Here is a 23,110-nt window from a genome sequence, read left to right on the forward strand (position 1 = left end):
TCCTTCCCTGTAATCATTTAATGGTGTCCGCTCATATTCATATGACTCATGTCCATTGCAGCTTCATCTTCTGTATCGGACTTGGAAGAACCTTCTGTGGATGTGTGTCCGCCATGTCCAGCATGCGGGTTAGAAGCACCATCCACTACATACTTGCTTACAATGTCTTGGAACAAGCCATCTGGAATTGAAGAATACTCATCAGGTTGGGACAAACCTGGTTTAGCAAGCGCCAAATAGCCGTCTTTCGTCAGCGGCTTAGACTGCTTCTTGATGTTAGCGACCCAGTTTTTGTACTCTTCATCCGACTGAACCTCTACATCAAAACGCATTTGTCCAAAATGCTCACCGCTAAAGTTTGCACCCGAACCAAAGTATGTTCCTTCGTGGTCGGCCTGCAAATGCAGTTTCATAGCCATGCCTGACATGGTGTAGATCTGACCGCCCAATTGCGGAATCCAGAACGAGTTCATCGGGGCGTCGGCAGTCAGTTCAAAACGGACTGGAACACCTTTAGGAATGTGAATTTCATTGACTGTAGCAATACCTTCTTCAGGGTACATAAAGAGCCATTTCCAGTCCAGTGAAGTCACTTGAATGGTTACTGGCTTTTGTGTACTTGCCAACGGCTTGGAAGGCTCCAGCAAGTAGGTATATCTCGCAGTTATAACCGCAAGAATGCAGATAACGATGATTGGAATAGCCCACCATACGGTCTCCAGCTTTTTGCTGTCATCCCAATGAGGTTGGTACTTGGCTTTGTTATCCGGTGCGTCGCGATATCGCCAAATGATGAAAAAAGTCAAAATCATGACCGGTACAATCAGCAGTGCAGCCATAGACGTTGAAAGAATGATCAGCTCTTTTTGTGCTTGCCCAATAGGTCCTTTTGGATCGAAAACAACGTATTTTCCGCCAGCATAAAAACACGTCCAAATGAGCAATGCTACCGTGAGCACGGTCAAAACCAACGCAATAATCGCTTTTGGTTTTTTGTTCATGTTGTTCCCCTCTCCTTAAATAATAAATTACTCAAAACTTTACGAACTCCTGTAATGTTGCCCTTATATAAGATAGCAGAAAAGCGGCCACTTTTTTTATTGTTAACAGAATTGTCGATTATTTGTCCGTTTTTTGTGAAAAACATCTCTAAAAATAAAATTTCTCTTGCAAATTCAAAAGTTCTTATTAATACAAAGATGACATAATAAAAACGTTATTTGTGTATCTTAAAGAAGTTATATTAAAGAAAAAAGGGGACTCCTTACAGTTATCATCCTACACTGCTCGAAGCCCCACATTGTTGTTTTCGGTATATATTTGCTTTAAATCATTTTTAAATTGTATTAACTGCGGCCGTTTTCCTGGTCTTCCTTCTTGCGTGCAATGACAAATGATTTCCCAACTAGAAAAATAAAAATCCCGGCAACAACGCAGCCAATACCTGTCATTAAATATATATTTCGATCAGTTAAATTTCCTATATCAAGCAAAATAAGGATAATTCCTGCAATACAGGCGATCAAAGCGATAACAGATACCGTGCGGCTCATTTGGTTATCATTTGATCCTGTTTTCCTAACATTCGAAGCCATACCCTCCACTCCCTCTGGTTTAAAACGCCCTCGTCAGGTATTTTTTTCAGTATGCAACACTTCTTATTTTTTTATTCTTGCTGTCTCTACATACTTAAAACGACCTGCAATTTATCTTGGCTATTATTACCCCAGAGGGCCTCCTATTCAAACAAAAGGGAACAGAGACGTGCCTAAATCCGCTTTATTTTCAAAACATCTCTTCGTTTAACGTTTGGTCTCCAACCAGTTATTACTTACTATATTTCGATACCAATAGTAACTTTCCTTGGGGGTGCGGACTTGTGTGCGAAAATCGACATGAATCATGCCAAATCTCATATTATATCCCTCTGCCCACTCAAAATTGTCCATAAGTGACCATGCCATATATCCTTTGACATGAAGGCCGTCATGAATAGCCCGGTGTACCTGCACCAAATGCTGTTGCATATACGAAATGCGACGATCATCCTGAACCTTGCCATTCACGACTTCATCGTTGATACAAGCCCCATTCTCTGTGATATAAATATCGAGGTTACCGTATTTTTGTAAATAATGCAGTACCTCGTACAGCCCACGCGACTCCACTGGCCAGCCGATATCCGTTACAGGTAGCCCCATATTGATTTCTTCAGATTGAAGAAACCCGGCTTCAGGATTAAAGCGATTAACCGACATAGCATAGTAATTGATACCGATCATATCAATAGGCTCGCCGATAATATCCATATCCCCATCCTGAATAGGCACGGTGGCTCCCTGCTCCGCAAACCAGTCTACCAAAAACTGAGGATACGAGCCTTGATAAATAGGTTGAAGAAACCAGTCACTGTGCAGGGAAATAGTGCGCGCACAAGCGGCTTTATCCTCCTCAGATGTGCTGTAGGGAACAGCCCAGGAGACATTAGGAGCGATACCGATCTGGCCACTGGTGCCCAGCTCGCGGAAGCGGCGCACAGAAAGACCATGCGCAACTAGTAGATGATGTCCTACATCAATGGCTGTCTGAAGATTTGTCAGACCCGGGGCATGAACACCCAGCATATTGGATAAAAAGGCGATGCACCACGGTTCATTGAATGTTAGCCAATGGTGTATTTTACCGTGAAACTCGCGGAACATCGTTTCTGCAAACTGGACAAATGCTTGAATCGTGCGACGATTCTCCCAGCCTCCAGCATCCTGAAGCGCTTGAGGTAGATCCCAATGGTACAGTGTACAAAACGGTTCAATCCCATTTTCGTTCAATAAATCGACTACGCGATGATAATAGTCCAATCCTTCTTGATTGACCTCACCGTCACCATTGGGAAATATACGCGGCCAGGACACTGAAAAACGGTATGTACGAATGCCCAGCTCCTTCATTAGGCGGATATCTTCCTCGTAGCGATGATAGCTGTCACAAGCTACATTGCCGTTATCACCGTTGAATACTTTGCCAGGCGTATGGGCAAAGGTATCCCAGATCGATAAACCTCTCCCATCCTCCTCATAAGCTCCCTCGATTTGATAGGCTGCCGTCGCGGTCCCCCACATAAAGTCCTGCGGAAATTGAAAAATGGTCATATTGTCTGTTCCTCTCCTTCAATTATAATCGTATGTCCGTTCGTTATTTCCTGCTCTTTGGTAAAAATCCATGACAAAATGAATCCTCCATGCTCAGGATCAGGCAGAGCCTGACGAGCATCAGCGCTAAACGGATGCGCACTGCGAATCGTGCAGCTTCCTGCTGAGATGGATGTGACCAGTTCAGCGCAGACAAGCCGGGAACCGGACCATTCCATGCCGACCGTCATCCCGCCATGTCCCTTCAATCCACTGACCCGTCCCTCCGACCATGCCGTTGGCAGGGCAGGCAGTAACGTCAGCTCTCCTGGACGGCTTTGTACCAGCATTTCTGCGATCCCCGCCGTCGCACCAAAATTACCGTCGATCTGAAAAGGCGGGTGAGCGTCGAATAAATTAGGATAGGTCGATCGCGACAGCAACGTGCGAACATACCGATGTGCGGCGTCGCCATCTTCCAGCCGAGCGTACAGGTTAATCAACCAGGCACAGCTCCATCCGGTATGCCCACCACCGTGATCAAGCCGTCGACGCAGCGATTTGCGGGCCGCCTTAGCCAGCTCCGGGGTATCACGGATGTGAATTTGTCGACCGGGATACAACCCATATAGATGCGAGACATGTCGATGCCCAGGCTCCGCTTCCTCAAAATCGACAAACCATTCCTGTAACTGACCGTGACGGCCAATTTGATAGGGCATCAACCTGTCCCGTATCTCCTCGCAGCGGGTGCGGAACTCATCGTCTAATTCCAGCAGGTCCGCAGCTTGAATACAGTTACTCAACAGCTCCCGAATCAGCGTCATATCCATGGTGGAGCCCATAGATATACTGCAATCCTCGCCGTCTGGCGTTTTGAATTTATTTTCAGGTGATGTGGATGGGGACGTCACAAGCTGACCCTCCGGGCCTTCCACGAGCCAGTCCATGCAAAAGGCTGCCGCCCCCTTCATGAGGGGATAAGCTTGTTCTGCCAGATAGGCTGTATCCAGGGTAAACAGATAGCGCTCCCATAGGGGAGCAGTTAGCCATACACCCCCAAGTGGCCAAAACGCCCAACTGGCATGGCCCCCTGAAGGTCCCGCGTATCTCCACACATCTACATTGTGATGAGCTGCCCACCCTTGAGTACCATAATTGATGGAGGCTACCCTCCGGCCCGTACGGGCGACTTCTCCAATCATGTGCAGCAATGGTTCATGGCACTCGGCAAGATTGCATACCTCTGCGGGCCAATAGTTCATCTGAGTATTAATATTGGTTGTATAATTACTGTTCCACGGCGGCTGCACCCGGTCATTCCAGATGCCCTGAAGATTGGCAGGCTGACTCCCCGGACGCGAGCTGCCCATGAGCAAATAGCGGCCATACTGAAATAACAGCACCTCCAGTCCCGGGTCGGCCTGACCTTTCTGATAACGTTCTAATCGCAGATCGGTCGGTAGAACGCAGTCGTCGGTTAGAGTATCACCTCTCAGTTCTAATACAACGCGGTCAAACAGCTTTCGGTGATCCTGTTCATGGCGTTGCCGCACCTGCTCACTTCCCAGCGAAATTGCTCCGTCTAAAATGACTTGACATGCTTCTGCTGACTCCGTTGCATCACTATTCGGCATAGCGTGAAATCCCTGAAATCCGGTAGCTGCTGCCAAATACACCGTGATTTTATCCGCGCCCGAGATGATCAGTGCTCCATCAGCACCCTTCGTCAAGGTTCCTCCCTCGGGAATAACCCTCGCCTGAACTGCAAAAGCCATCCCCAAATCATTTTCATAAACGACAGACTGTGGATGATCGCCATGATAATTAGATTCCACATGACTGGGCGCTCGTCCAGTCAACATAATAAAGTCCCCGGACGGCTCCTCGGATGGATCGTCCTCTTTATCGCTATCCCATTTGGATGAGTCACCAAAATGTATATCCTCTCCAATCTCGTCTTCACAAGGATGGGGGGAAGTGATGCGCACGGATGCATGGATCTTCCCAAGCTTATTCGCAGTCAGTGACACCATAATGATTCCATCTGGCGCACTGGCGATAACTTCACGGGTATAGCAAACTCCATCACTCTGAAAAGTGACCGCTGCCGTTCCGGTCAGCAAATCCAGTTCCCGTTCATAATGCGCAATTTCCCCTAGACCCTCCTGCCTAATCCACAAATCTCCCAAAGGCTGATAGGCTTCCGTATCGCGACCTAGCATATTCGCATTAATCAGTTGTTCCGCTTCCTTGTATTTTCCATCTGCAATCAGCTTTCTGACAGGCTGCAAATATCGCAATGCATCATACTGAACGCCGTCTCTGGGAAATCCGGACCAGAGCGTATCCTCGTTTAATTGCAAATGCTCCTCTCTGATTCCGCCAAATACCATAGCTCCCAGCCTTCCGTTACCAACTGGTAATGCTTCCTCCCATACCTCAGCAGGCTGGCGATACCATAAACGCAGGGACTGTGGTCTTTCGCCTTTCGTCACATCAAACCCTCCCCTATCAAGATCAAACAGAGCGCTAATCCCGTATGGACCACAAGGACAAGCGCTCTGTCATTCCGGCATTCAAAATTTCGTTAAAAGCAGTCAGCTATTTAGAAGCCTTGCCACTCCATAACTCCACTCTGTCCTTCACCAGTTGCGTGTATTGCTGTTCCATTTGGACAGCTCCGGCGGCATCCAGTTCTTTAATCATGTTGTCGTATACCGTATCAAAATTGGAAGCCGGTGCTAAAATAGCTTCCGGTATACGTTTGCGGATAATGTCTGTCGTTTTTTTGAATGTAACGTTATAGCTGGATTCATTGTCTGTTGTCAGATTATAGGCTGCGCCCCAAGGCTTTACATCAAATTCTTTCTTGTCCGGGAACAGATCTTTCCACGTTTTTACGCCATATGCTTTAAGTGATTCTTTCTCCGGCCCCGAATAAGCCGCGATAATTTGCTCCGGGAATTTGGCAGTATAGTAGTTACCTGTAGGGTCCTTCACGCCGTCACCATAGTGTCCGCTGATGAGCGTGTACAAATCTATACCTGTAGATTTATTGAAGTTGGTTGTATTGTTCGTTTTTTGCTCCAGTACATCAGCAGGAATGACGCGTTTGCCGTCTTTGATCTCATAATGCTTGCCTTCGATCCCCCAGTTCACTAGCACCTGTCCTTCATCGGAAGCTAAATAATCAAGGAATTTAATAGCCCGCACCGGGTCCTTGCAATTTTCTGTAATACCTACTCCATAACCGGACGTGAAGCCCGTATCCTGAAAGGAACGATCCTTGTATTCCTCCGAAAGTGTAACTGGAAAATGCGCGTAGCTGGCTTCGGATTTACCTGACGCTTTCAACGCATTTTCGGCATCCTGATAACCCCACTCCTGGTCGATCAGACCGAGGACACGGCCGCTGGCAATTTTGGATTTGTATTGATCACTTTTTTGCACAAACGAATCTTTATCAAGCAGTCCTTCATTGTACATGTGATTCAACCAACGGAAATATTCCTTTTCTTCCGGACGTTTGTAATGAAGTTGGGCTTCAAATGTTTTGGGATCAATAAAATATTCACCATCATCCGGCGCTCCAGTCGTCTGGAAGGCAGGATTCGTTACGGTAATCATAATTCTCCAGTCGTCTGCATCCAGCGTGAGTGGGATCGTTTTTTTGCCATTGATCGTCGGATGCTTGGCTGCATAGGTTTTGAGTACGTTTTCATAATCCTGTAGCGTTCTTACCTTTGGATATCCTAACTCCTTGAGCACCTTATGCTGAATTTCAAATCCCCCCGTCGCGTCAAAATTCTCCTGTCCCACACCTGCATACGTAGGAAGGACATAGATGGATTGATCTTTATTACTGTATTTCAAACGATCCATATAGGGTCCATATAGCTTTTTGAGATTGGGTGCATGATCGTTGATCAGATCTGTCAGATCAATCATGGCCCCCGCATCCACAAGCTTGTTAATATTCGCTTTAGGAGAAACCAAGTCCGGGTATTCTCCACTTGCTGCCATCAAAGCAATTCGGTCATCTCCACCTCCACCGCTGACATCAAATTCCGCATTCAAGGTTACACCTGTTTTCTTGGTGATTTCCTTGCCTATTTCATCCTTCATTCCATTCCATTGCGGGCTTGTATCTGCTCCGAAGAAGCTAAACGTAATCGGGTCTGTGCCGCTGGATGTGCCTTCCTTCGCTGCTTTATCGCTTCCTCCGCAACCTGCGAGTGCGGCAAGTGACACCGCGAGCAAGGGAATCAGTGCAAATCTGGACCAGTGTTTTTTCATGTATAAATCCTCCTATATTCCTATGATGACTTCTCCTGTAAATAACTGCTATTTTTCGACCGGAAACCCGGCTGTTATGATTTCACTGCCCCCAGTGTCATACCACCTACGAAATACTTTTGCAGGAACGGATACACCATCAGGATGGGGAGCGTAACCGTAATTGTAATTGCCATTTTAATCGACTCTGGTGAAATTTGAGCCATTTGCTTAGCCATATCGTTACTATTCGTCATACTGGAGCCGCCTTGCTGCGTACTTTGCAGTATCTTCATCAGCTCATACTGCAGCGTCGTCCATTGCGGCGCCCCACCATTATACAAATACGTATCAAACCAAGCATTCCACTGACCTACTGCCAGAAAAAGAGCAATCGTTGCTAATACTGGTTTGCACAGCGGCAAAATAATCCTCCAGTAAATCGTAAAATCATTCGCTCCATCGAGTTTGGCAGACTCCTGCAGCGCATACGGCAAACCGTCCATAAAAGAACGAATGACAAACACGTTAAAAGCGCTAATTAAGCCTGGAAAAATGTACACCCAAAACGAACCCAGCAGATGCAGGTCCCGCATCAAAATAAACACGGGCACCATCCCGCCGGAAAAATACATCGTCAACGCTAAAAACGTAGAAATAAACTTACGAGCGCGAAACTCGACCCGACTCAATGTAAAAGCAAGCATAGATGCGCAGATCAAACCGAGTACCGTCCCGACCAAAGTACGAAGAATAGATATTTGCAGCCCCTGAAGAAGGCCATCGTACTGGAAAATCGTTTTGTAATTTTCGAGCGTAAATTGGCGGGGCCATATATAAATTCCACCGCGAACCGTGTCCGTTGAATTGTTCAGGGAAATCGCAAGTACGTTCAGAAACGGGTACAGCGTCAACACCACGATCAGAGCCATGAGGATATAATTGAACAGGTCAAACAGCTTCTCAGACCGGGTAGCATTAAATGCTTTATTCGTCATTTCGCTTCTCCCTCCCTACATGATGCTTTCTTTGGTCAGTTTTTTGAATATACCATTCGCCGTAAACAACAGCAAAATGCTAACCAATGAGTTGAAAATACCAATTGCCGTCCCATAAGAGAAGCGACCCAAATTAATCCCGTAATTGAGCGCGTACAGATCCAACACCTCGGAATAATCCGTCACGAGACTATTGCCAAGCAAGAACTGCTTTTCAAAACCATTGCTCACCAGATGTCCAATCGCCATAATGAACAGAACCGCAATCGTCGAGCGGATACCCGGAAGTGTAATATGCCACATCTGTCTCCAGCGGCTCGCTCCATCCACGCGCGATGCTTCATACTGTTCTTGATCAATTCCGGTGATTGCAGCTAAATAAATAATCGTATTCCAACCTGTCTCTTTCCATATGTCGGAAGCGGTTACAATGTACCAGAACCAGCTCCCCTTTGCCATGAACTGAATTGGTTCATCCACAATATGAAGCGCTACCAATATATCGTTGACAATGCCTCCGTCAATGGACAGCATCTTGGTGACCAAACCAGCCACAACTACCCAGGATACAAAATGCGGGAGGTAGGATATTGTCTGCACAAACCGTTTGAACAGCATACCACGCAGCTCATTTAACAGAATTGCAAAGAAGATCGGTACGACAAAACCAAATACAATCCCCATCAGGCTCATCGCTAGCGTATTGCGTAATACCAGATAAAATCGTTCATCCTGAAATAGCTCAATAAAGTTATTCAGCCCTACCCATTTCTGGTCCGAAAAAGATTTGGCTGGCTTATAATTTTGAAACGCCATCGTCCAGCCCCAGAGCGGAAGATAGCTGAAAACAAATACCCATATGACGAAAGGAATGGACATAAAATAAAGATACTTTTGCTGCTTCACACTGTCCCACAAGCCTTTTCTACCACGTTCAGGCTTCGGGCCGCGAGCCTTACGCGGTCTTCCACGGTTGGATTCAGGAATCACAGCATCATTGTTGGAAGCGGTTTCAGTTGAAGATTCCATAACAAGCTCCTCCTCATCTCTAGATACTATTATCATACTTTGCTGGCTCGGAAGCGGGTACCCGACGAATTAGGAGAAAAATCAGTTCAAAATTAGATATATGGGGGGAGTGGGTGGGATTTACGTTTCAAATTAAATGAGCAAGACACAATAATAGCCCCCAGCACAAAATGTGTTGAGGGCTATAAGTTTGCTTAGGTCATTCTATTCCTAGTTCACAGGCTCGGATGATCCAGCTCATACAGGTTGCGGTATCGGGGCTGCTCCTGCCAAAGCTTTTCATGACTGCCCCGCATGGAAATGACCCCTTTTTCCATAAAAATCACCTCGTCCATATGCTCCATTCCTGTCAGATGATGCGTGATCCAGATCAATGTTTTGCCTTTCAGCACACGAAACATCGTATGCATGAGTTCATGCTCTGTCAGTGGGTCAAGTCCCACTGTTGGCTCATCCAGCAAAACAATCGGGTGATTTTGCAGCAAAATCCGCGCCAGTGCAATTCGCTGTTTTTCTCCACCGGAAAAACGAAGACCCGTCTCCTGCATTCGGGTATCGTAGCCCTCCGGTAAAGAATCAATTAGGGTTCCAAGCCCCACCTGCTCCGTTACTGCACGAACCTCTTCCAGCGTAGCATTGGGTCGTCCTAACCGAATATTGTTCGCTACCGTCGTATCGAACAAATACGGCTGCTGGTTTAGCACCGCAAATAAACTGGAGTATGCTCCACCTGTATATACGGGAATCCCTGCGACAGTGACGCTCCCTTCATCAGGCTGCAATGCTCCCTGAATCAGGTTCAACAGCGTGGACTTGCCCGCACCACTGCGGCCAAGCAATGCAACCTTGCCCCCCTGCGGTACGTGCAGGGAGATATTACGCACGCTCCATTCCTGCGTTGCCGCATAGCGGTAGCTTACGTTGTTCAGCAGCAGTTCTCCTCCGTGACCCAATCGCATAGCGGTAGCCTGTTCCTCTTGAATGTCTGCTGTTCCGCCTGCTCCCGGTGTAGGTGTGTCTTTCTCCGAATCCTTTAACCGTCGAAGTGAATCCTGATACTCCGGCGCATGAACCACCGCTTCTCCAGCGCGAACGAAGGCATCCAGCAATGGAAAAGCCACAAGGGCAAAGGATGCCAGCCATGTGGCTTCTATACGATTCTGTGCTACCAGTCCCCCGGCCCACACAGTCATAATCACAATCCCGCCGCCTACAACGCATTGTGCGATCCAATGAGAACGCCACTCACTCCGGCGAAGTGAATTTTCCATCACGGCAGCCCTATTGTGCCGTTGTGTAAAGGTACTCAGGAAATGCCCAGTCCGTCCGCTCAGCACCAGATCACTCATGCCGAACAGAGCATCCGTCAGCTCCTGATAGGCTTTACTCCGTTCCTGCTTGAACATTCGCCGTTTGGCGAGTGAGGTCCATAGTGAGATAGCTGGGGCAATAAAAAGCAAAAATCCGCCATATAGCGCCATGAGCAGGGCAAAGGTTCCGTCCATCCGTCCGAGCGCCAAGATGCCTGCTGCATAAATCAGCAAAGCCGATAGCGCAGGCAGAACTAGCTTCAAATAGATGTTTTGAAGCTGCTCAATATCCTCTGCCAGCAATCCTAATAGATCCCCTGTACGGAATTTACTGCGAATCATCAGCGCCTGCGGTTCTACTGCCCGATATAAGCGTACCCGCATACGGGACACCAGGCGCAGTGCGGCATCATGTCCTACCAAGCGCTCCAGGTACTGAATAACCGCTTTACTAAAGCCAAATGTTCGCACAAGCACAATTGGAACGTACACCATTAATATATTTTCCGGTTTTAAGGCTGAACGGGTAATCAGATGACCGGACGTAAAGAGCAACGCGCCCGCACATCCAATGGCCAGCGCGCCCAAAAGAGCAGCTATCAGAAAGGCCCAAAAATATTGTCTCAGATACGTCACAAACCAGCCTTGACTGCTATTGTCCGTTACTCTCATATCGTCCGTTCCCTCCTTCCGACATCCCCGTCAGCAATCGGTAATATGCCCCCTTACGGGCAATCAATTGCTGATGGGAGCCTACTTCTTCCAGACGACCTTGATCCATCATCCAGACACAGTCCATATCTGACATCCAATGAAGCCGATGGGTGGCAAGAAACATTCTTTTATGTTTCAAAACCGATAAAATCGTCTGTTTTAGCTCCCATTCTGTCTCAATATCCAGATGGGCCGTAGGCTCATCCAATAAAACGACCGGACGATTACTGAGCAATGCCCGCGCCAACGCAATCCGCTGTGCCTGCCCTCCGCTCAGTGTCCGACCTGCTTCACCAATGGGCTCATTCAATCCACCCGGAAGACCGTCTACCAGTTCACGCAGTCCAACCGCGTCAATCGCCCACTCTACCTGCTGGTTGGATGCTTCCGGTTCATAAAAGCGGATATTATCTGCCAGAGAAGCGCTAAACAGGTATGGATGCTGTGGAATATAGGCAATATGCCGTTGCCATTCAGCTTTGGCATCCCCAGCCAATCCGCATCCATTCAGGAGCAGCTCGCCTGAAGTCGGATCAACAAAGCCGCCAAGCAGACTGAGCAGCGTCGTTTTACCTGCACCGCTAGCTCCAACGATGCCGATCATGTTCATGTGCGGTTCAACATTTGCAGACACATGTTCAAGCCGAGCCGAACCGTCTTCATTAAGGAGGCACACATCAGATAGCTCGAAAATATCCTGTCCCGTGATGTCCAATCCTTTATCGCTAGCTGCCTGTTTATTCGGCTCGTTCGCATCATCTTCTGTACTAAGAATGGAGCGTATTGCTCCCCAAGCCTCCTTACCATCCAGTGAAGCATGATAGTCTGATCCCAACTGGCGTATGGGCATAAAATATTCAGGTGCCAGAATAAGCACCGCAAGCGCTGCCTCCAAACCTACCGAGCCACTAATCAGGCGCAAACCCAAGCCTACCGCGACAAAAGCGACCGATAGCATACTAAAAAAATCGAGGGCAAATGAGGAAAGAAACGCTACCCGCAGCGTGCGCATCGTTGCCGTGCGGTATTGGTCGCTGACCTTCCCAACCGTTTCCCCATGCTCTTGGCTACGCCCCAAAAACCTTAGTGTCTGAAGTCCACGCAGCGAATCCGTGAAATGGTGAGATAACAAACGATAGGAACGCCACTGCTTGTCTGCCTGCTTCCGCGCTGCCAAGCCGAGCAAAATAAAGAAGCCCACCAGGATCGGCATCGTAGTCGTCAAAATCACACCTGAAATGACATCCAATGTGAAAACATACACAAGCACAAGTATAGTTACAGCCATCATGTCAATCATTCGAGGAATGGACAGTTCCAAATACGTGCGAAAACGATCCATGCCGTCCAGTGCTAGCGTCACCAACTTGCCGCTGCCTTCCTGCGCTGCAAAACCCGGCCCCCGTTCGAACAAACGTGCAAGCAGACGCTCCCGTAAGGAAGCGCCTGAAGCTTCAGCAAAACGGCCGGCTGTCCGACGTTGCAGCCAGATCATCGTATGCCTCATTGCAAAAGCAGCGAAAAACAACGCCAGTGACGGCCAAGCCATCACCAGCGGATTTTTATCAAATAAAATCGTAACAGCCTTTGCCAAGAAGACTGCTTGTGCAATCACAGCAGCCCCCTGGAACAGGGAAAGGGCAGCCAGTAGCAGCATTACTGGCCGAATGCCCTTTAATTCTAACCATGCCTTATCCATTAGTATTCCAAATGATCCTTCTCACTGAGACGCTTATGGAAAACAAAATAGCTCCACGCCTGATAAGCCAGCACAAAGGGTAATAGCGTTGCTGCAACAATCGTCATGGCTTTCAGTGTGTAATGACTGGAGCTTGCATTATAAATCGTCAAATCAAAAGCACTGTTAATCGAGCTCACCATAAATCTTGGGAACAAACCAACAAATAACGAAACGAAGGTCAGCAAAATCAATGCCCCTGTCATCCCGAAGGCCCATCCTTCACGGCGCTGCTTCAGGAAGTACCACGTCAGCACATAGGCGACAATTCCCACTGCTACCGCAGCATACATAAAGGGACTGCGACGTGCAAATAAATCCGTTGCAAAATAAGTCCATACCACCATGCCAGCGAGTAAAATGCCCAATACCGGAAGAAATTTGGACGCAATCACGCGAGCACGATCCCGTACTTCTCCAATCGTCCGCAGAGAAATGAACGTCAGCCCGTGCATTAGGCACATTCCGACCACTGTCAGTCCAATCCATACGGTGTATCCATTGAATACATCGGAAAATCCAGCTTTCAAATCCATGTTTTGCTGAATAGGTACACCTTTCACCAAAGCTGCAAAAGCCATACCGAACAGCATCGGCGGTAGAAAGCTGCCAATTAGAATGCAGGCATCCCACGTTCCTGTCCACCATTTCCCTTCAGCCTTGCCGCGGAACTCAAAAGAAACTCCACGCAAGATCAAACCTAGCAAAATAAAGACAAATACCAGATAATATCCGCTGAACATAGTTGCATAAAAATGCGGGAAAGCGGCAAACATCGCACCTGCTGCTGTAATCAGCCACACTTCGTTGGCATCCCAAAATGGACCAATCGTATTGATCATCAAACGTTTTTGTTGGTCATTGCGCGGTACCAATCCCGTGGCCATCCCCACGCCAAAATCAAAGCCCTCCAGAAAAAAGAAACCAGTAAACAACACTGCGATCAATAAGAACCATAAATCATTTAGCGTCATTATTGTCACCCCCTTGGGCAAATGGATCATGAATTACCGTTTGCTGATGTGGCTCGATATCTGGACCTTTGCGAGCCGTACGGTAAAACAGAAATGCCAGCACACCTGTTAAAATTAAATACAATGTGGTAAATGAGATGAACGAGAACAGCACTTCTCCTGCCACAACCGTAGGCGAAACAGAATCTTTTGTTTGAAGCAAACCAAATACAGTCCACGGTTGGCGACCTATTTCGGTCATGATCCAACCAGCAGTATTCCCAATGAATGGAAGGCATATCCCCCATATCATAAGACGGAAGAACCAGCGATGTGAACCTTCCAGCTTTTTACGGAACGTCAGGTAAGCACCGTATAAAGCGAGTGCAATCATGCCACATCCCGCCGCAATCATAATACGGAAGCTCCAGAACGTGGTACGTACTGGCGGGATATAATCGCCCGGACCATAGGTTTTTTCATATTCTGCTTGAAGCTCATTCATACCAGGCACAGAGCCGGAAAATTTACTATAAGATAGAAAACTCAGAGCAAAAGGAACTTTAATCTCAAAGGTATTTTCCTTCTTTTCAGGATCAATACCCGCGATAACCGTCCAAGGCGCTGGGTCACCGCTGTTTTCCCACAAACCTTCACTAGCAGCCATCTTCATGGGCTGCGTTTTCACCAAATATTGAGCCTGTCCATGACCAAACAAAGGAATAGCAATGGCACTGATTAAGGCAACAATAATGCTCAATTTGAAAGAAGGTTTAAAAAAGTCCATATTCTTTTTGTGCATCAGCTTCCATGCACTGATACCCGCGATAAGAAATGCCCCCGTTGCAAAAGCAGCAAACAACGTATGCGGAAATTCCCATAACAGTTGTTCATTCGTTAACAGAGCAGCAAAATCTTTCATTTCTGCACGTCCATTTTGAATCTCATATCCTACTGGACGCTGCATGAATGAATTAGCAGCTAGAATCCACAATGCCGATAACATCGTACCGATAGATACCAACCACATACAAATTAAATGGACCGTTTTGGACAATCTTTCCCAACCGAATACCCATAATCCGATAAAGGTCGATTCCAGAAAAAATGCAAGTAGCGCTTCAATCGCCAGCGGCGTACCGAATACATCACCCACAAAACGGGAAAAGTCTGACCAGTTCATCCCGAACTGGAATTCTTGCAAAATCCCGGTGACTACGCCCAGTGCAAAGTTAATCAGCAGAAACGTTCCCCAGAATTGAGCCATTTTTTTGTACAAGTCATTTTTCTTGATAACATACATAGTCTCCATAATTGCCACCAATAACGACAATCCAATGGAGATCGGCACATAAACAAAGTGAAGAATCGTTGTGGTTGCAAACTGCAACCGTGCCAAATCCAATACGTCCATGATGTTGCTCCTCCCCCTGCACTTCTCTTAACATTGATTCATAGTGTCTGTAATCTGAAGTCTTCTACATTTGTGATAGTATTCACATTCTTACATATGCAGCGGTCATTTTTTAGAAAAATGACTCACTCAACTACCTTCACCATGGTTGTCATGATCCGGCTTCAGATTATCCCCATTATATAGAATAAATTTAAATGAAATAGAATCGAAAATGTGAACATCGTGTCAAAGCTGTGTCATAACAATGGCGATTTGATGAAAACGACCTAAATCACATAATAAATGTGACATTTTCGATTGATCTATCTATTTTTTTACCATAAAAAAGAGCCTCTCTTCGTTCGGAGGTCGTACCTCCGACATCTGTAAGAGAGACTTCATAGCGTTAAACCTAGGGATTCTATCAACAGCCATCTGTTCCTCCGTTCTTTTGAACCCGATTACGGTAGGAGGAAGGTGACATTCCAACATACTTTTTAAATTTACTATGAAAATAATCTGCATTCGCATATCCTACACGTTCCGCCACCTGGTGCACCTTAATTCCTTGTGCAAGCAATTCCCTTGCTCGCTCAATCCTCACCTTATCCAGGTAGGCATTAAAGGCTTCGCCAGTATGACTTTTGAACAGTTTGCCCAAATAGCCACTATTGTAATTGAACATATCTGCCAGTAACTCCAGTCGCAAATTTTCATCATAATGACTATGTATAAAGTCAATCATTTGTTTCATGATGATGTCCTTGCCACTAGGATCAGTCTGGCCAATCCATTGCAACACATGCTCCAGCGAGTGATCCACCAGCTCGCCCAATGTGGAATAAGCATATACATCGGTTATAAAGCTGGAGTGCTCCTCCAGCACGGTTCGGCTGTGATCCTGTCCGGCTGCATACTTGTTCAACGCCAGTGTGAATGTTTGGGCGAACGCCGCCTTGATTGCAGATTCTGTGCGATAAATCCGTGGAAATTGGCCTTCCATATCCTTAATGACACGGGTTGCAGCTTCACTATTAGCCATATCTAGCGCATAGTACAGCTTTTCTGCATAACGTATGGGATCATCTGTGGCACTATCAGGCGCTCCACTCCTTTCAGTCTCGACTGTCTCCAATTCGTGCAGGTCTCCTGAAAGCATGACTCTTTCTGCCCGGAACAAAAACGTACGCTCCAATAATCGTAGTGCCTGCTCAAAAGATCTGGGAATGTCGTTAAGAATGGCTACAGGATCACCGGCAGCCACATAAATTTCCGTTGCCCACGGCTTTAGCTCCTGTCGCCAAGCAGCCAGTAACTGAACAGCATCTTTCTCCGTTTTTAACGTGGCGGGAAGCAAAAGACCCATATATATTCCAGCCTCAAACACGATACCTCTGCCCTGCTCATGGAACAATTCTGTTAGCCGCTGCTTTGCTGCCGACTGCCGGGCTTGCCGATCCCAGTCAGGTATACGTAAATCCAGCAGAATAACCTGATAGCTACTCCAGTCCAATGCTGGTAACGCGGGCTGTTGTCCATGTTTTCCGTTACCGCTTTGATGTTCAGCTTGCTTGGATGCTCTGTGAAGAGAATCGCTGCTTTCCACAGCATTACGAGCATGCTCTTGATGAACCGGAAACAATAGTGCTTCGATCCAATTACGCTCATGGGAAGGTAGAGTTCCCCATTTGCCATCTTCTTTCTCGTCCTCAATGTTTTGCCGTACCCGTTTCAACTCTGTCGTCATTTCTTCCTCATCAACTGGCTTCAGTAGATAGCCATCCACCCCGAAGCCCATGGCTTGCCGTGCATAATCAAAGTCTGCATATCCGCTTAATATGAGAAAGTGAAACGGCTCTCCGTTCTTTTCACGTATACTTCGTATTACCTCCAGTCCACTCATCCCTGGCATACGAATATCTACAATGACCAACTCCGGCCGATGCTCTCCGAACTTATCCAGAGCCTCGCGTCCGTTCCCTGCCGTATCGACAATACGGAAGCCACAATTCCCCCAGTCAATAATGGAGGACAATCCTTCACGAATCGCAGGCTCATCATCTACAATCATTGCTTTATACATTCGACTCTTCCTCCCTTGGTATGGAAAAGTATACGGTTGTTCCTTCTTGTAATGCGCTTTCAATATGCAGTCCATAACGTTCGCCGTACATCAATGTTAGACGTTGATGAACATTACGCAGGCCAATACTGCTCCCTTCTGGCTCATCCGTCCCCCTGATCCGAGCTAGCAGACGGGTCAGTTGCTCAGCTTCCATGCCGATTCCATCATCTTCCACTTTGATTTTCAGCTCTCTCCGTTCTATTGCAATATCTACCTTCACGGTAACTGGCTCTTCCTTATTTTCCAGACCATGAATGACTGCATTTTCCACCAGCGGTTGTATGATTAAGGGAGGAATCGACAGGTCCGTCGCGCTTTCTTCCAAATTCACTTCATAGATCAAACGATTTCCAAATCTGAACTGCTGAATTTGCAAATAGGATCGCACCATATCCAGCTCCTGTAGTACCGTCGTTTTACCGCTGCCAATCTCCAGATTCCGACGCATCAGCCTGCCAAGCAAACGCACCGTCGTTGCAATTTCCGCTTCCCCATTCAGATGTGCTTTCATTCGAATGGATTCTAACGCATTAAACAGAAAATGCGGATTAATTTGGCTAGCCATCATTTTTAGCTTGATATCCTTTTGTGCCAATTCCAGTCTGTTATTGTGCTCACTCGTCTCATAGACCTGCGCCATGAGTTGGCGAATACTGTTCACCATATAGTTGAAACGGCGGGATAAATCCCCGATCTCGTCCCTTCCCTCCACACTCGATACCACATGAAAATCGCCCGCGGCTACCTTACCCAGCTCATAGCTCAACCGCTGTAGGCGTTTGGTAATCAGCCAGGAAATGATGGTGATCAGAATCAGTGCCATAACCAGCACCGCAAGAACACATAGAGCACCAATCAAGCTAATTCGGTTGGCTCCCTGTACAATATGCTCCGTTGAAAACACTGAAATAATCGTAAATCCGCTCACACTGGAGGCGGGCAGCAACTCATCCACGATGATGTTGGAGGGCATTCCGTTGATTTTCGCTTCATATATCCCCTTACCCGCACGCTGGACATCAAAGCCCAAATGTAAATCTCCCAACGTCTGACCCACCGACTGCGGACGAGTAGCTGCGACCACAATCCCGTTACGATCGGCAATCAATGTTTCAAAGGGCTCCTTGCTCAGCATATGATTCAACTCGGTCTGACTCAGCGATATCATCAGAACTCCCTTGGTATTGTATTCGGGAAATGGAATTTGCCGTACCAGACTCAGGCGATTAACCGGGTTATCTTCCTTATCCTGAATGTAAAACCAGTTAATCGCCGTCCCCTTCAAAGCCGTTTGGAACCACTGCTGCCCCTCAATGTTAGAGTCCACTGGAATAAACTCCAGGTTATTGACAAGCGTCGGATTGTACGAATAGAACCGGATGGTAGCAACCTCTCTATATTGCTGAGTATACTCATTAAAATCCTTGTATTGATGATACGCATTCATCAGCTCTACCATACCCGGATACCGCCGGTTCGCCATCTCCCTCAGCCTCTTATCGAACATGAGCCCATTTGAAATATCCGTTGGCACACGCAGTAAATTTGCCGTCTGGCTCTTGATCTTTTCCACATTGTTTACCGTCTGGGCAATTGCACTATTCAATGCCTGCTCTCGCAAATAAAAAGTAACACAGCCGCCTACTACCAGCACCGGGATCATGACAATCAGTACATAGGAGAACAGCAGCTTATTCCGCATACGCATATTATTCATCAGAAGCCGTACTCCACGATTCATGTCATCCCTCCCATAAGATAAGCGCTTACATTTTTGTGTATTTTCACATCCTCTATCACGAGCTACATGTTTCCAGTTTAAAGCTTCGTAACCTCTATATCCATATTTTTTTGCAAAATTAAAAAAATGTGGCGAACGGAGTCACCACATTTTACGGATCATGAGCTATTTACGTACAAAAGGTTCGATATGTACTCCCTGCGGCAGCTTGTGCGGATCTTCCGGGTTGATACGGTCATAGAACATAATACCGTCCAAATGGTCCATTTCATGCTGTACTACAATCGCTGCATAACCTTTGAAAGTCAATAGCTCCTGTGTTCCGTCTGGCAAATAGGCCTTAATACGAATTTTTTCATAACGCGGTACATATCCGGCTACGTACCGATCTACAGACAAGCACCCCTCACCTTGTTCCAAATAAATCATGGACGTGGAGTGGCTGACCAGCTTCGGATTAAACAACGCATACTCTACCGTTTTGTCCCCATCTTCATAATAAATAGCGCACATTCTTTTGTTCAAACCTACCTGGTTCGCAGATAATCCCACACCCGGGCGCAATTCATAGCGGGTAGCCAACTCTTCATTTTGGCTATTTTTCAGATAATCCAGCATCCATTGCATCTGTTGAAGATCCTCTTCAGACAGTGGCAAGCATACCGGATCAACCTTCGTACGCAAAATAGACTCCCCTTCACGCACGATATCCTTCGTGAGAAGCATGTCCATCGATTGATTACTCATTCGTCAGCCTCGATTCATTAAAATAAATATACTTTCATGTTATTCTGCAAAAGTTAGGGGAGTTCCCAATATTCCTACAAGTTTTATCCCATAAATTATATCTATTCATGAAATGAATTGTCAAAATGAAGCGGTATTTGGGGGATGTTTGTGTAATTGTGGCCGTTACGCGGGCGGATCATTCTTACGATCGCTGTTGCCCCCGGATTTCCTGTTATATTTTCAAAGGTAGAAATCCGGGGGCAAAGGCGAACGCTATCGCTTCTTCAGAACGATTCCGCCCACTTCGCTGCTATTTTCGTTGCACGGTCATTTTTAAACAAACTGTTTTTGAAAGTCTGAATAATCCAGTATCTTCTATTATTATGACATAGAAGATACCCCACTCTGTTAGTTTAAGTCATTAAATATTCATTGCCTTAATTGTTTATCTAATTAAATCATACCTTTGCTCTATACAGCACTAAACAAAAAACCTCCTAAACCAATTAAATGGTCAGGAGGTCTTGAAAAATTTCGGTGCAATTAGAGATTACTCTCAATACTCAATAGCTTTTCTTACTATTAAGATGGCTGCTCCAACGCACTTGGAGCTTCACTAAACAGCTGCGCCTTTGGATTCGGCTGTGTCCAGGTATTATAATATTGCGAGTTCTTGCCGTAGGAATTGTCAATGACAACATGAGGCATATCAAGCAGACAGGCCAGAATGTGACCGTGCAGCCGTGAAGTGCGAACCTCGCGGTAAGAGCTGAACAGCGTAACCGCCTTGTTCATGAGATGGTCTGTGTACTTGTACCAGAACGTACGTGTAGGCAACGGTCCACCGATTTTCTTATCCAGTCGATAAAACTTCTGGAAATAGACAATTCCCTTCACTTCCAGCGGAGTGAACAAAGTATCCCAGTCCAGCCGGTGAGCGGCATCTGCCTCGTCATCGAACTTCTTTTGTCCACCCACCGTTTCAATATCAGTCCGCAGGAAATACAATACATCCTTCACTGTTTCCGTAGTCGGCTTCAATGGCCAGAGCTGGTGCGCCATATCAGGGCATAGTGTGATACTGCACTGGTTCAGCTTGTCCTTAGCCCACTGATAAGAGCGAGTATCCCGCACAAACATATGTAGATCTGGGTGAGCATTAAACAGGGCAGCGACCTCATTAGCCTTCTGTTCAGATTGAAAGTGGATCGTTTGCGGCATAATCACAATTCGGTGGTTAGGGAAATCGCGAACGATGCGTTCCCGCAAATTTTGGTGATTTGAATAGAGATCGCCGAAGTTGCCGCCGCCGTGGCACACGATAATCCAGTCACCCGGAATTTGAAGCTGATCGGGAATATCCATGGCGCTATAACGGGCACGGACACGGATGCCATTATCCTTGAAGAACGCCTCGGTGCCTTTCATGATGAGTACATCCCCACCGTTATTATAGACGGGATAGTCGACATAAATGATATTCGAACCTTGGGGGACTACGTCGAGAATGACGCTCAGCTTATTTTTCAGTTTAGCCATGGGATGCAAATTCGGCATCTTTCAGTTCTCCCTTCCTGCGCTTCTTTTGTATAGTCTGAATGACAAATGTAATATCACTTTTATCAAAAATGATCCGTGATAGCGGAACATTGAAAAACATGGGGAACGAGAACAGTGAGAATGCCAACCGTACACAAGCACCTACAAGCAAAGCAATCGCAATGCCGTCCAGACCAAAGATCGGTGTACAAATAAAAAATAGACCGACGGTGATCGCATAGGCTACAATTTGCCGGAACAATACTAGTCCCGGACGTCCCAGCGCGTTAAAGGCCGAAGCCAGAATCCATGAGCCGCCACCAATGATACATTCCAGTGACAGCAGGTAGAACGTTAGCGATGCTTCCAGAAAAGCGGGGCCGTACAGCAAACCCAGCATGTATCGTCCAATGAAGAGAGCAGGCACAATGACGATTAGCATCGCAGCCATAGAGATGCGAAAAGCACGACCTACTGTTTCGACAATCTTGCTGTGCTCCATCCCTGTCACCTTTGGAAAAGTAACGTTAGTGACGGCATTTTGCACCACATTGAACACACGAGACAAGGCGTAGACGACAGAATACAGACCGAACGCTTTGGGTGATAGCAGCGCCACAATAACGATTTTGTCCGTTTGTGTGGACAGCGTCCCCATCAGCTCCATCCCGTAAACCCTCGCTCCATAGCTATAATAAGGACGAAGCACTTGGCGGCTGGTAAATGGGCGGAAAGCACGCAAATTCATATACTTGCGCAAACGGAGGAACGCCCATACTAGCGCAAGGAAACTCGCGGCAAAATTCACTGCTCCTGCCAGCTGCACATTGAGCAGGCCCATCAGCCACAGTGTCACCAGACCGATGAAATTCAGTAATGGGTAGTAAAACAGCAGGCCGTTATATACGCTAAATCGATCCAGCCCTTGCGACAATGCTGCCGTCAGCGCTGTAAGCACTGCCAGCGGTATGGCTGCCGCACAATAAAGCTGGGACAGCTGGATGATGTCCGCACCATAACCATTCAGCCACAGCGGCATGCATATCCAGGCCACCGCTCCCGCCAACAAGCTGGCAGGCAACTGAATCCAGAGTGACAACGCCAGCAGTTCTTCCGTCGTGCCTGTTTTCTTCTTGATGTTATAAATTAACGACGTTGGTAATCCGAAGCTCAACACACTGCCGATCAGCGTAGGCCAGAACAGCACTGCCGCCAGTTCTCCTTTCCCCTCTACTCCGAGCATACGTGCGGTCAGGATGGAAGTCAGGGTCGTGACGATTAGCACAAAAAAATTGTTAAAGCTCGTGCGCATGATCGTTTTGGCGAGACTGTCACCCGTGAATACTTTCCTTGCTGCTGTCCATGTGCTCATGTTACGTCCAACTCCTGTTCCTTATTAAGCCTCTCGTCTCTATGCTCACATTGCGTCTTT

General features: G+C 46.9%; 16 protein-coding genes. All 16 read right to left on the minus strand.

The genetic code is table 11. The features are described 5' to 3' along the window. Positions 1-17: 17 nt before the first annotated feature. Positions 18-1,001, minus strand: a complete 984-nt coding sequence (gene cyoA, locus KAI36_RS22690; RefSeq protein ID WP_023990329.1) for a ubiquinol oxidase subunit II — start codon at positions 999-1,001, stop codon at positions 18-20. A 345-nt stretch (positions 1,002-1,346) separates the two neighbouring features. Then, positions 1,347-1,595: a hypothetical protein gene (locus tag KAI36_RS22695; RefSeq protein WP_220026076.1), complete on the minus strand. Its 249-nt coding sequence runs from the start codon at positions 1,593-1,595 to the stop codon at positions 1,347-1,349. 207 nt (positions 1,596-1,802) lie between these two features. Beyond that, positions 1,803-3,149, minus strand: a complete 1,347-nt coding sequence (locus KAI36_RS22700; RefSeq protein WP_220026077.1) for a GH1 family beta-glucosidase — start codon at positions 3,147-3,149, stop codon at positions 1,803-1,805. Then, positions 3,146-5,626 (minus strand): glycoside hydrolase family 95 protein, encoded by a 2,481-nt coding sequence (locus tag KAI36_RS22705; protein WP_220026078.1) that lies wholly within the window; start codon positions 5,624-5,626, stop codon positions 3,146-3,148. The genes KAI36_RS22700 and KAI36_RS22705 overlap by 4 nt, the downstream gene beginning before the upstream one ends. A 106-nt stretch (positions 5,627-5,732) precedes the next feature. Further along, positions 5,733-7,427 carry an ABC transporter substrate-binding protein gene (locus KAI36_RS22710; RefSeq protein ID WP_220026079.1) on the minus strand — a complete coding sequence of 565 codons (1,695 nt, stop codon included), beginning with the start codon at positions 7,425-7,427 and terminating at the stop codon, positions 5,733-5,735. 74 nt (positions 7,428-7,501) lie between these two features. Continuing rightward, positions 7,502-8,404, minus strand: coding sequence for a carbohydrate ABC transporter permease (locus KAI36_RS22715; protein WP_023990333.1), 903 nt, complete (start codon positions 8,402-8,404; stop codon positions 7,502-7,504). 15 nt (positions 8,405-8,419) lie between these two features. Beyond that, the gene (locus KAI36_RS22720) at positions 8,420-9,433 is read right to left on the minus strand and encodes an ABC transporter permease (protein WP_220026080.1); all 1,014 of its coding nucleotides are present in this window, start codon (positions 9,431-9,433) and stop codon (positions 8,420-8,422) included. Positions 9,434-9,648: 215 nt separating this feature from the next. Further along, positions 9,649-11,415 carry a thiol reductant ABC exporter subunit CydC gene (gene cydC, locus KAI36_RS22725; RefSeq protein ID WP_220026081.1) on the minus strand — a complete coding sequence of 589 codons (1,767 nt, stop codon included), beginning with the start codon at positions 11,413-11,415 and terminating at the stop codon, positions 9,649-9,651. Then, on the minus strand, positions 11,396-13,156 hold the full coding sequence (gene cydD, locus KAI36_RS22730) for a thiol reductant ABC exporter subunit CydD (protein ID WP_220026082.1): 1,761 nt from the start codon (positions 13,154-13,156) through the stop codon (positions 11,396-11,398). Before cydD ends, cydC begins: the two co-directional genes overlap by 20 nt. Continuing rightward, positions 13,156-14,169, minus strand: coding sequence for a cytochrome d ubiquinol oxidase subunit II (gene cydB, locus KAI36_RS22735; protein WP_220026083.1), 1,014 nt, complete (start codon positions 14,167-14,169; stop codon positions 13,156-13,158). The genes cydD and cydB overlap by 1 nt, the downstream gene beginning before the upstream one ends. Then, positions 14,156-15,562: a cytochrome ubiquinol oxidase subunit I gene (locus KAI36_RS22740; protein ID WP_220026084.1), complete on the minus strand. Its 1,407-nt coding sequence runs from the start codon at positions 15,560-15,562 to the stop codon at positions 14,156-14,158. Before KAI36_RS22740 ends, cydB begins: the two co-directional genes overlap by 14 nt. Positions 15,563-15,968: 406 nt before the next feature. Then, on the minus strand, positions 15,969-17,627 hold the full coding sequence (locus KAI36_RS22745) for a response regulator transcription factor (protein ID WP_220026085.1): 1,659 nt from the start codon (positions 17,625-17,627) through the stop codon (positions 15,969-15,971). Continuing rightward, positions 17,620-19,410, minus strand: coding sequence for a cache domain-containing sensor histidine kinase (locus tag KAI36_RS22750; RefSeq protein WP_220026086.1), 1,791 nt, complete (start codon positions 19,408-19,410; stop codon positions 17,620-17,622). The genes KAI36_RS22745 and KAI36_RS22750 overlap by 8 nt, the downstream gene beginning before the upstream one ends. Positions 19,411-19,575: 165 nt before the next feature. Then, entirely contained in the window at positions 19,576-20,157 is a 582-nt protein-coding gene (def, locus tag KAI36_RS22755) for a peptide deformylase (RefSeq protein WP_025721937.1), read from the minus strand. 564 nt (positions 20,158-20,721) lie between these two features. Beyond that, positions 20,722-21,696 (minus strand): polysaccharide pyruvyl transferase family protein, encoded by a 975-nt coding sequence (locus KAI36_RS22760; protein WP_013312001.1) that lies wholly within the window; start codon positions 21,694-21,696, stop codon positions 20,722-20,724. After that, positions 21,671-23,050, minus strand: coding sequence for a lipopolysaccharide biosynthesis protein (locus KAI36_RS22765; RefSeq protein WP_220026087.1), 1,380 nt, complete (start codon positions 23,048-23,050; stop codon positions 21,671-21,673). Before KAI36_RS22765 ends, KAI36_RS22760 begins: the two co-directional genes overlap by 26 nt. Positions 23,051-23,110: the final 60 nt, after the last annotated feature.

Origin of the sequence: Paenibacillus sp. S02, from assembly GCF_019454065.1 — a bacterium.
Taxonomy (GTDB): Bacteria; Bacillota; Bacilli; order Paenibacillales; family Paenibacillaceae; genus Paenibacillus; species Paenibacillus polymyxa_B.

Coding starts and splice junctions, on each gene's coding strand:
- KAI36_RS22720 (WP_220026080.1), bottom strand. CDS start 9,433: ATGGAATCTTCAACTGAAACCGCTTCCAACAATGATGCTGTGATTCCT.
- KAI36_RS22750 (WP_220026086.1), bottom strand. CDS start 19,410: ATGAATCGTGGAGTACGGCTTCTGATGAATAATATGCGTATGCGGAAT.
- KAI36_RS22760 (WP_013312001.1), bottom strand. CDS start 21,696: ATGCCGAATTTGCATCCCATGGCTAAACTGAAAAATAAGCTGAGCGTC.
- def (WP_025721937.1), bottom strand. CDS start 20,157: ATGAGTAATCAATCGATGGACATGCTTCTCACGAAGGATATCGTGCGT.
- KAI36_RS22745 (WP_220026085.1), bottom strand. CDS start 17,627: ATGTATAAAGCAATGATTGTAGATGATGAGCCTGCGATTCGTGAAGGA.
- cydB (WP_220026083.1), bottom strand. CDS start 14,169: ATGACGCTAAATGATTTATGGTTCTTATTGATCGCAGTGTTGTTTACT.
- KAI36_RS22700 (WP_220026077.1), bottom strand. CDS start 3,149: ATGACCATTTTTCAATTTCCGCAGGACTTTATGTGGGGGACCGCGACG.
- cydD (WP_220026082.1), bottom strand. CDS start 13,156: ATGGATAAGGCATGGTTAGAATTAAAGGGCATTCGGCCAGTAATGCTG.
- KAI36_RS22765 (WP_220026087.1), bottom strand. CDS start 23,050: ATGAGCACATGGACAGCAGCAAGGAAAGTATTCACGGGTGACAGTCTC.
- cyoA (WP_023990329.1), bottom strand. CDS start 1,001: ATGAACAAAAAACCAAAAGCGATTATTGCGTTGGTTTTGACCGTGCTC.
- KAI36_RS22710 (WP_220026079.1), bottom strand. CDS start 7,427: ATGAAAAAACACTGGTCCAGATTTGCACTGATTCCCTTGCTCGCGGTG.
- KAI36_RS22715 (WP_023990333.1), bottom strand. CDS start 8,404: ATGACGAATAAAGCATTTAATGCTACCCGGTCTGAGAAGCTGTTTGAC.
- KAI36_RS22695 (WP_220026076.1), bottom strand. CDS start 1,595: ATGGCTTCGAATGTTAGGAAAACAGGATCAAATGATAACCAAATGAGC.
- KAI36_RS22740 (WP_220026084.1), bottom strand. CDS start 15,562: ATGGACGTATTGGATTTGGCACGGTTGCAGTTTGCAACCACAACGATT.
- cydC (WP_220026081.1), bottom strand. CDS start 11,415: ATGAGAGTAACGGACAATAGCAGTCAAGGCTGGTTTGTGACGTATCTG.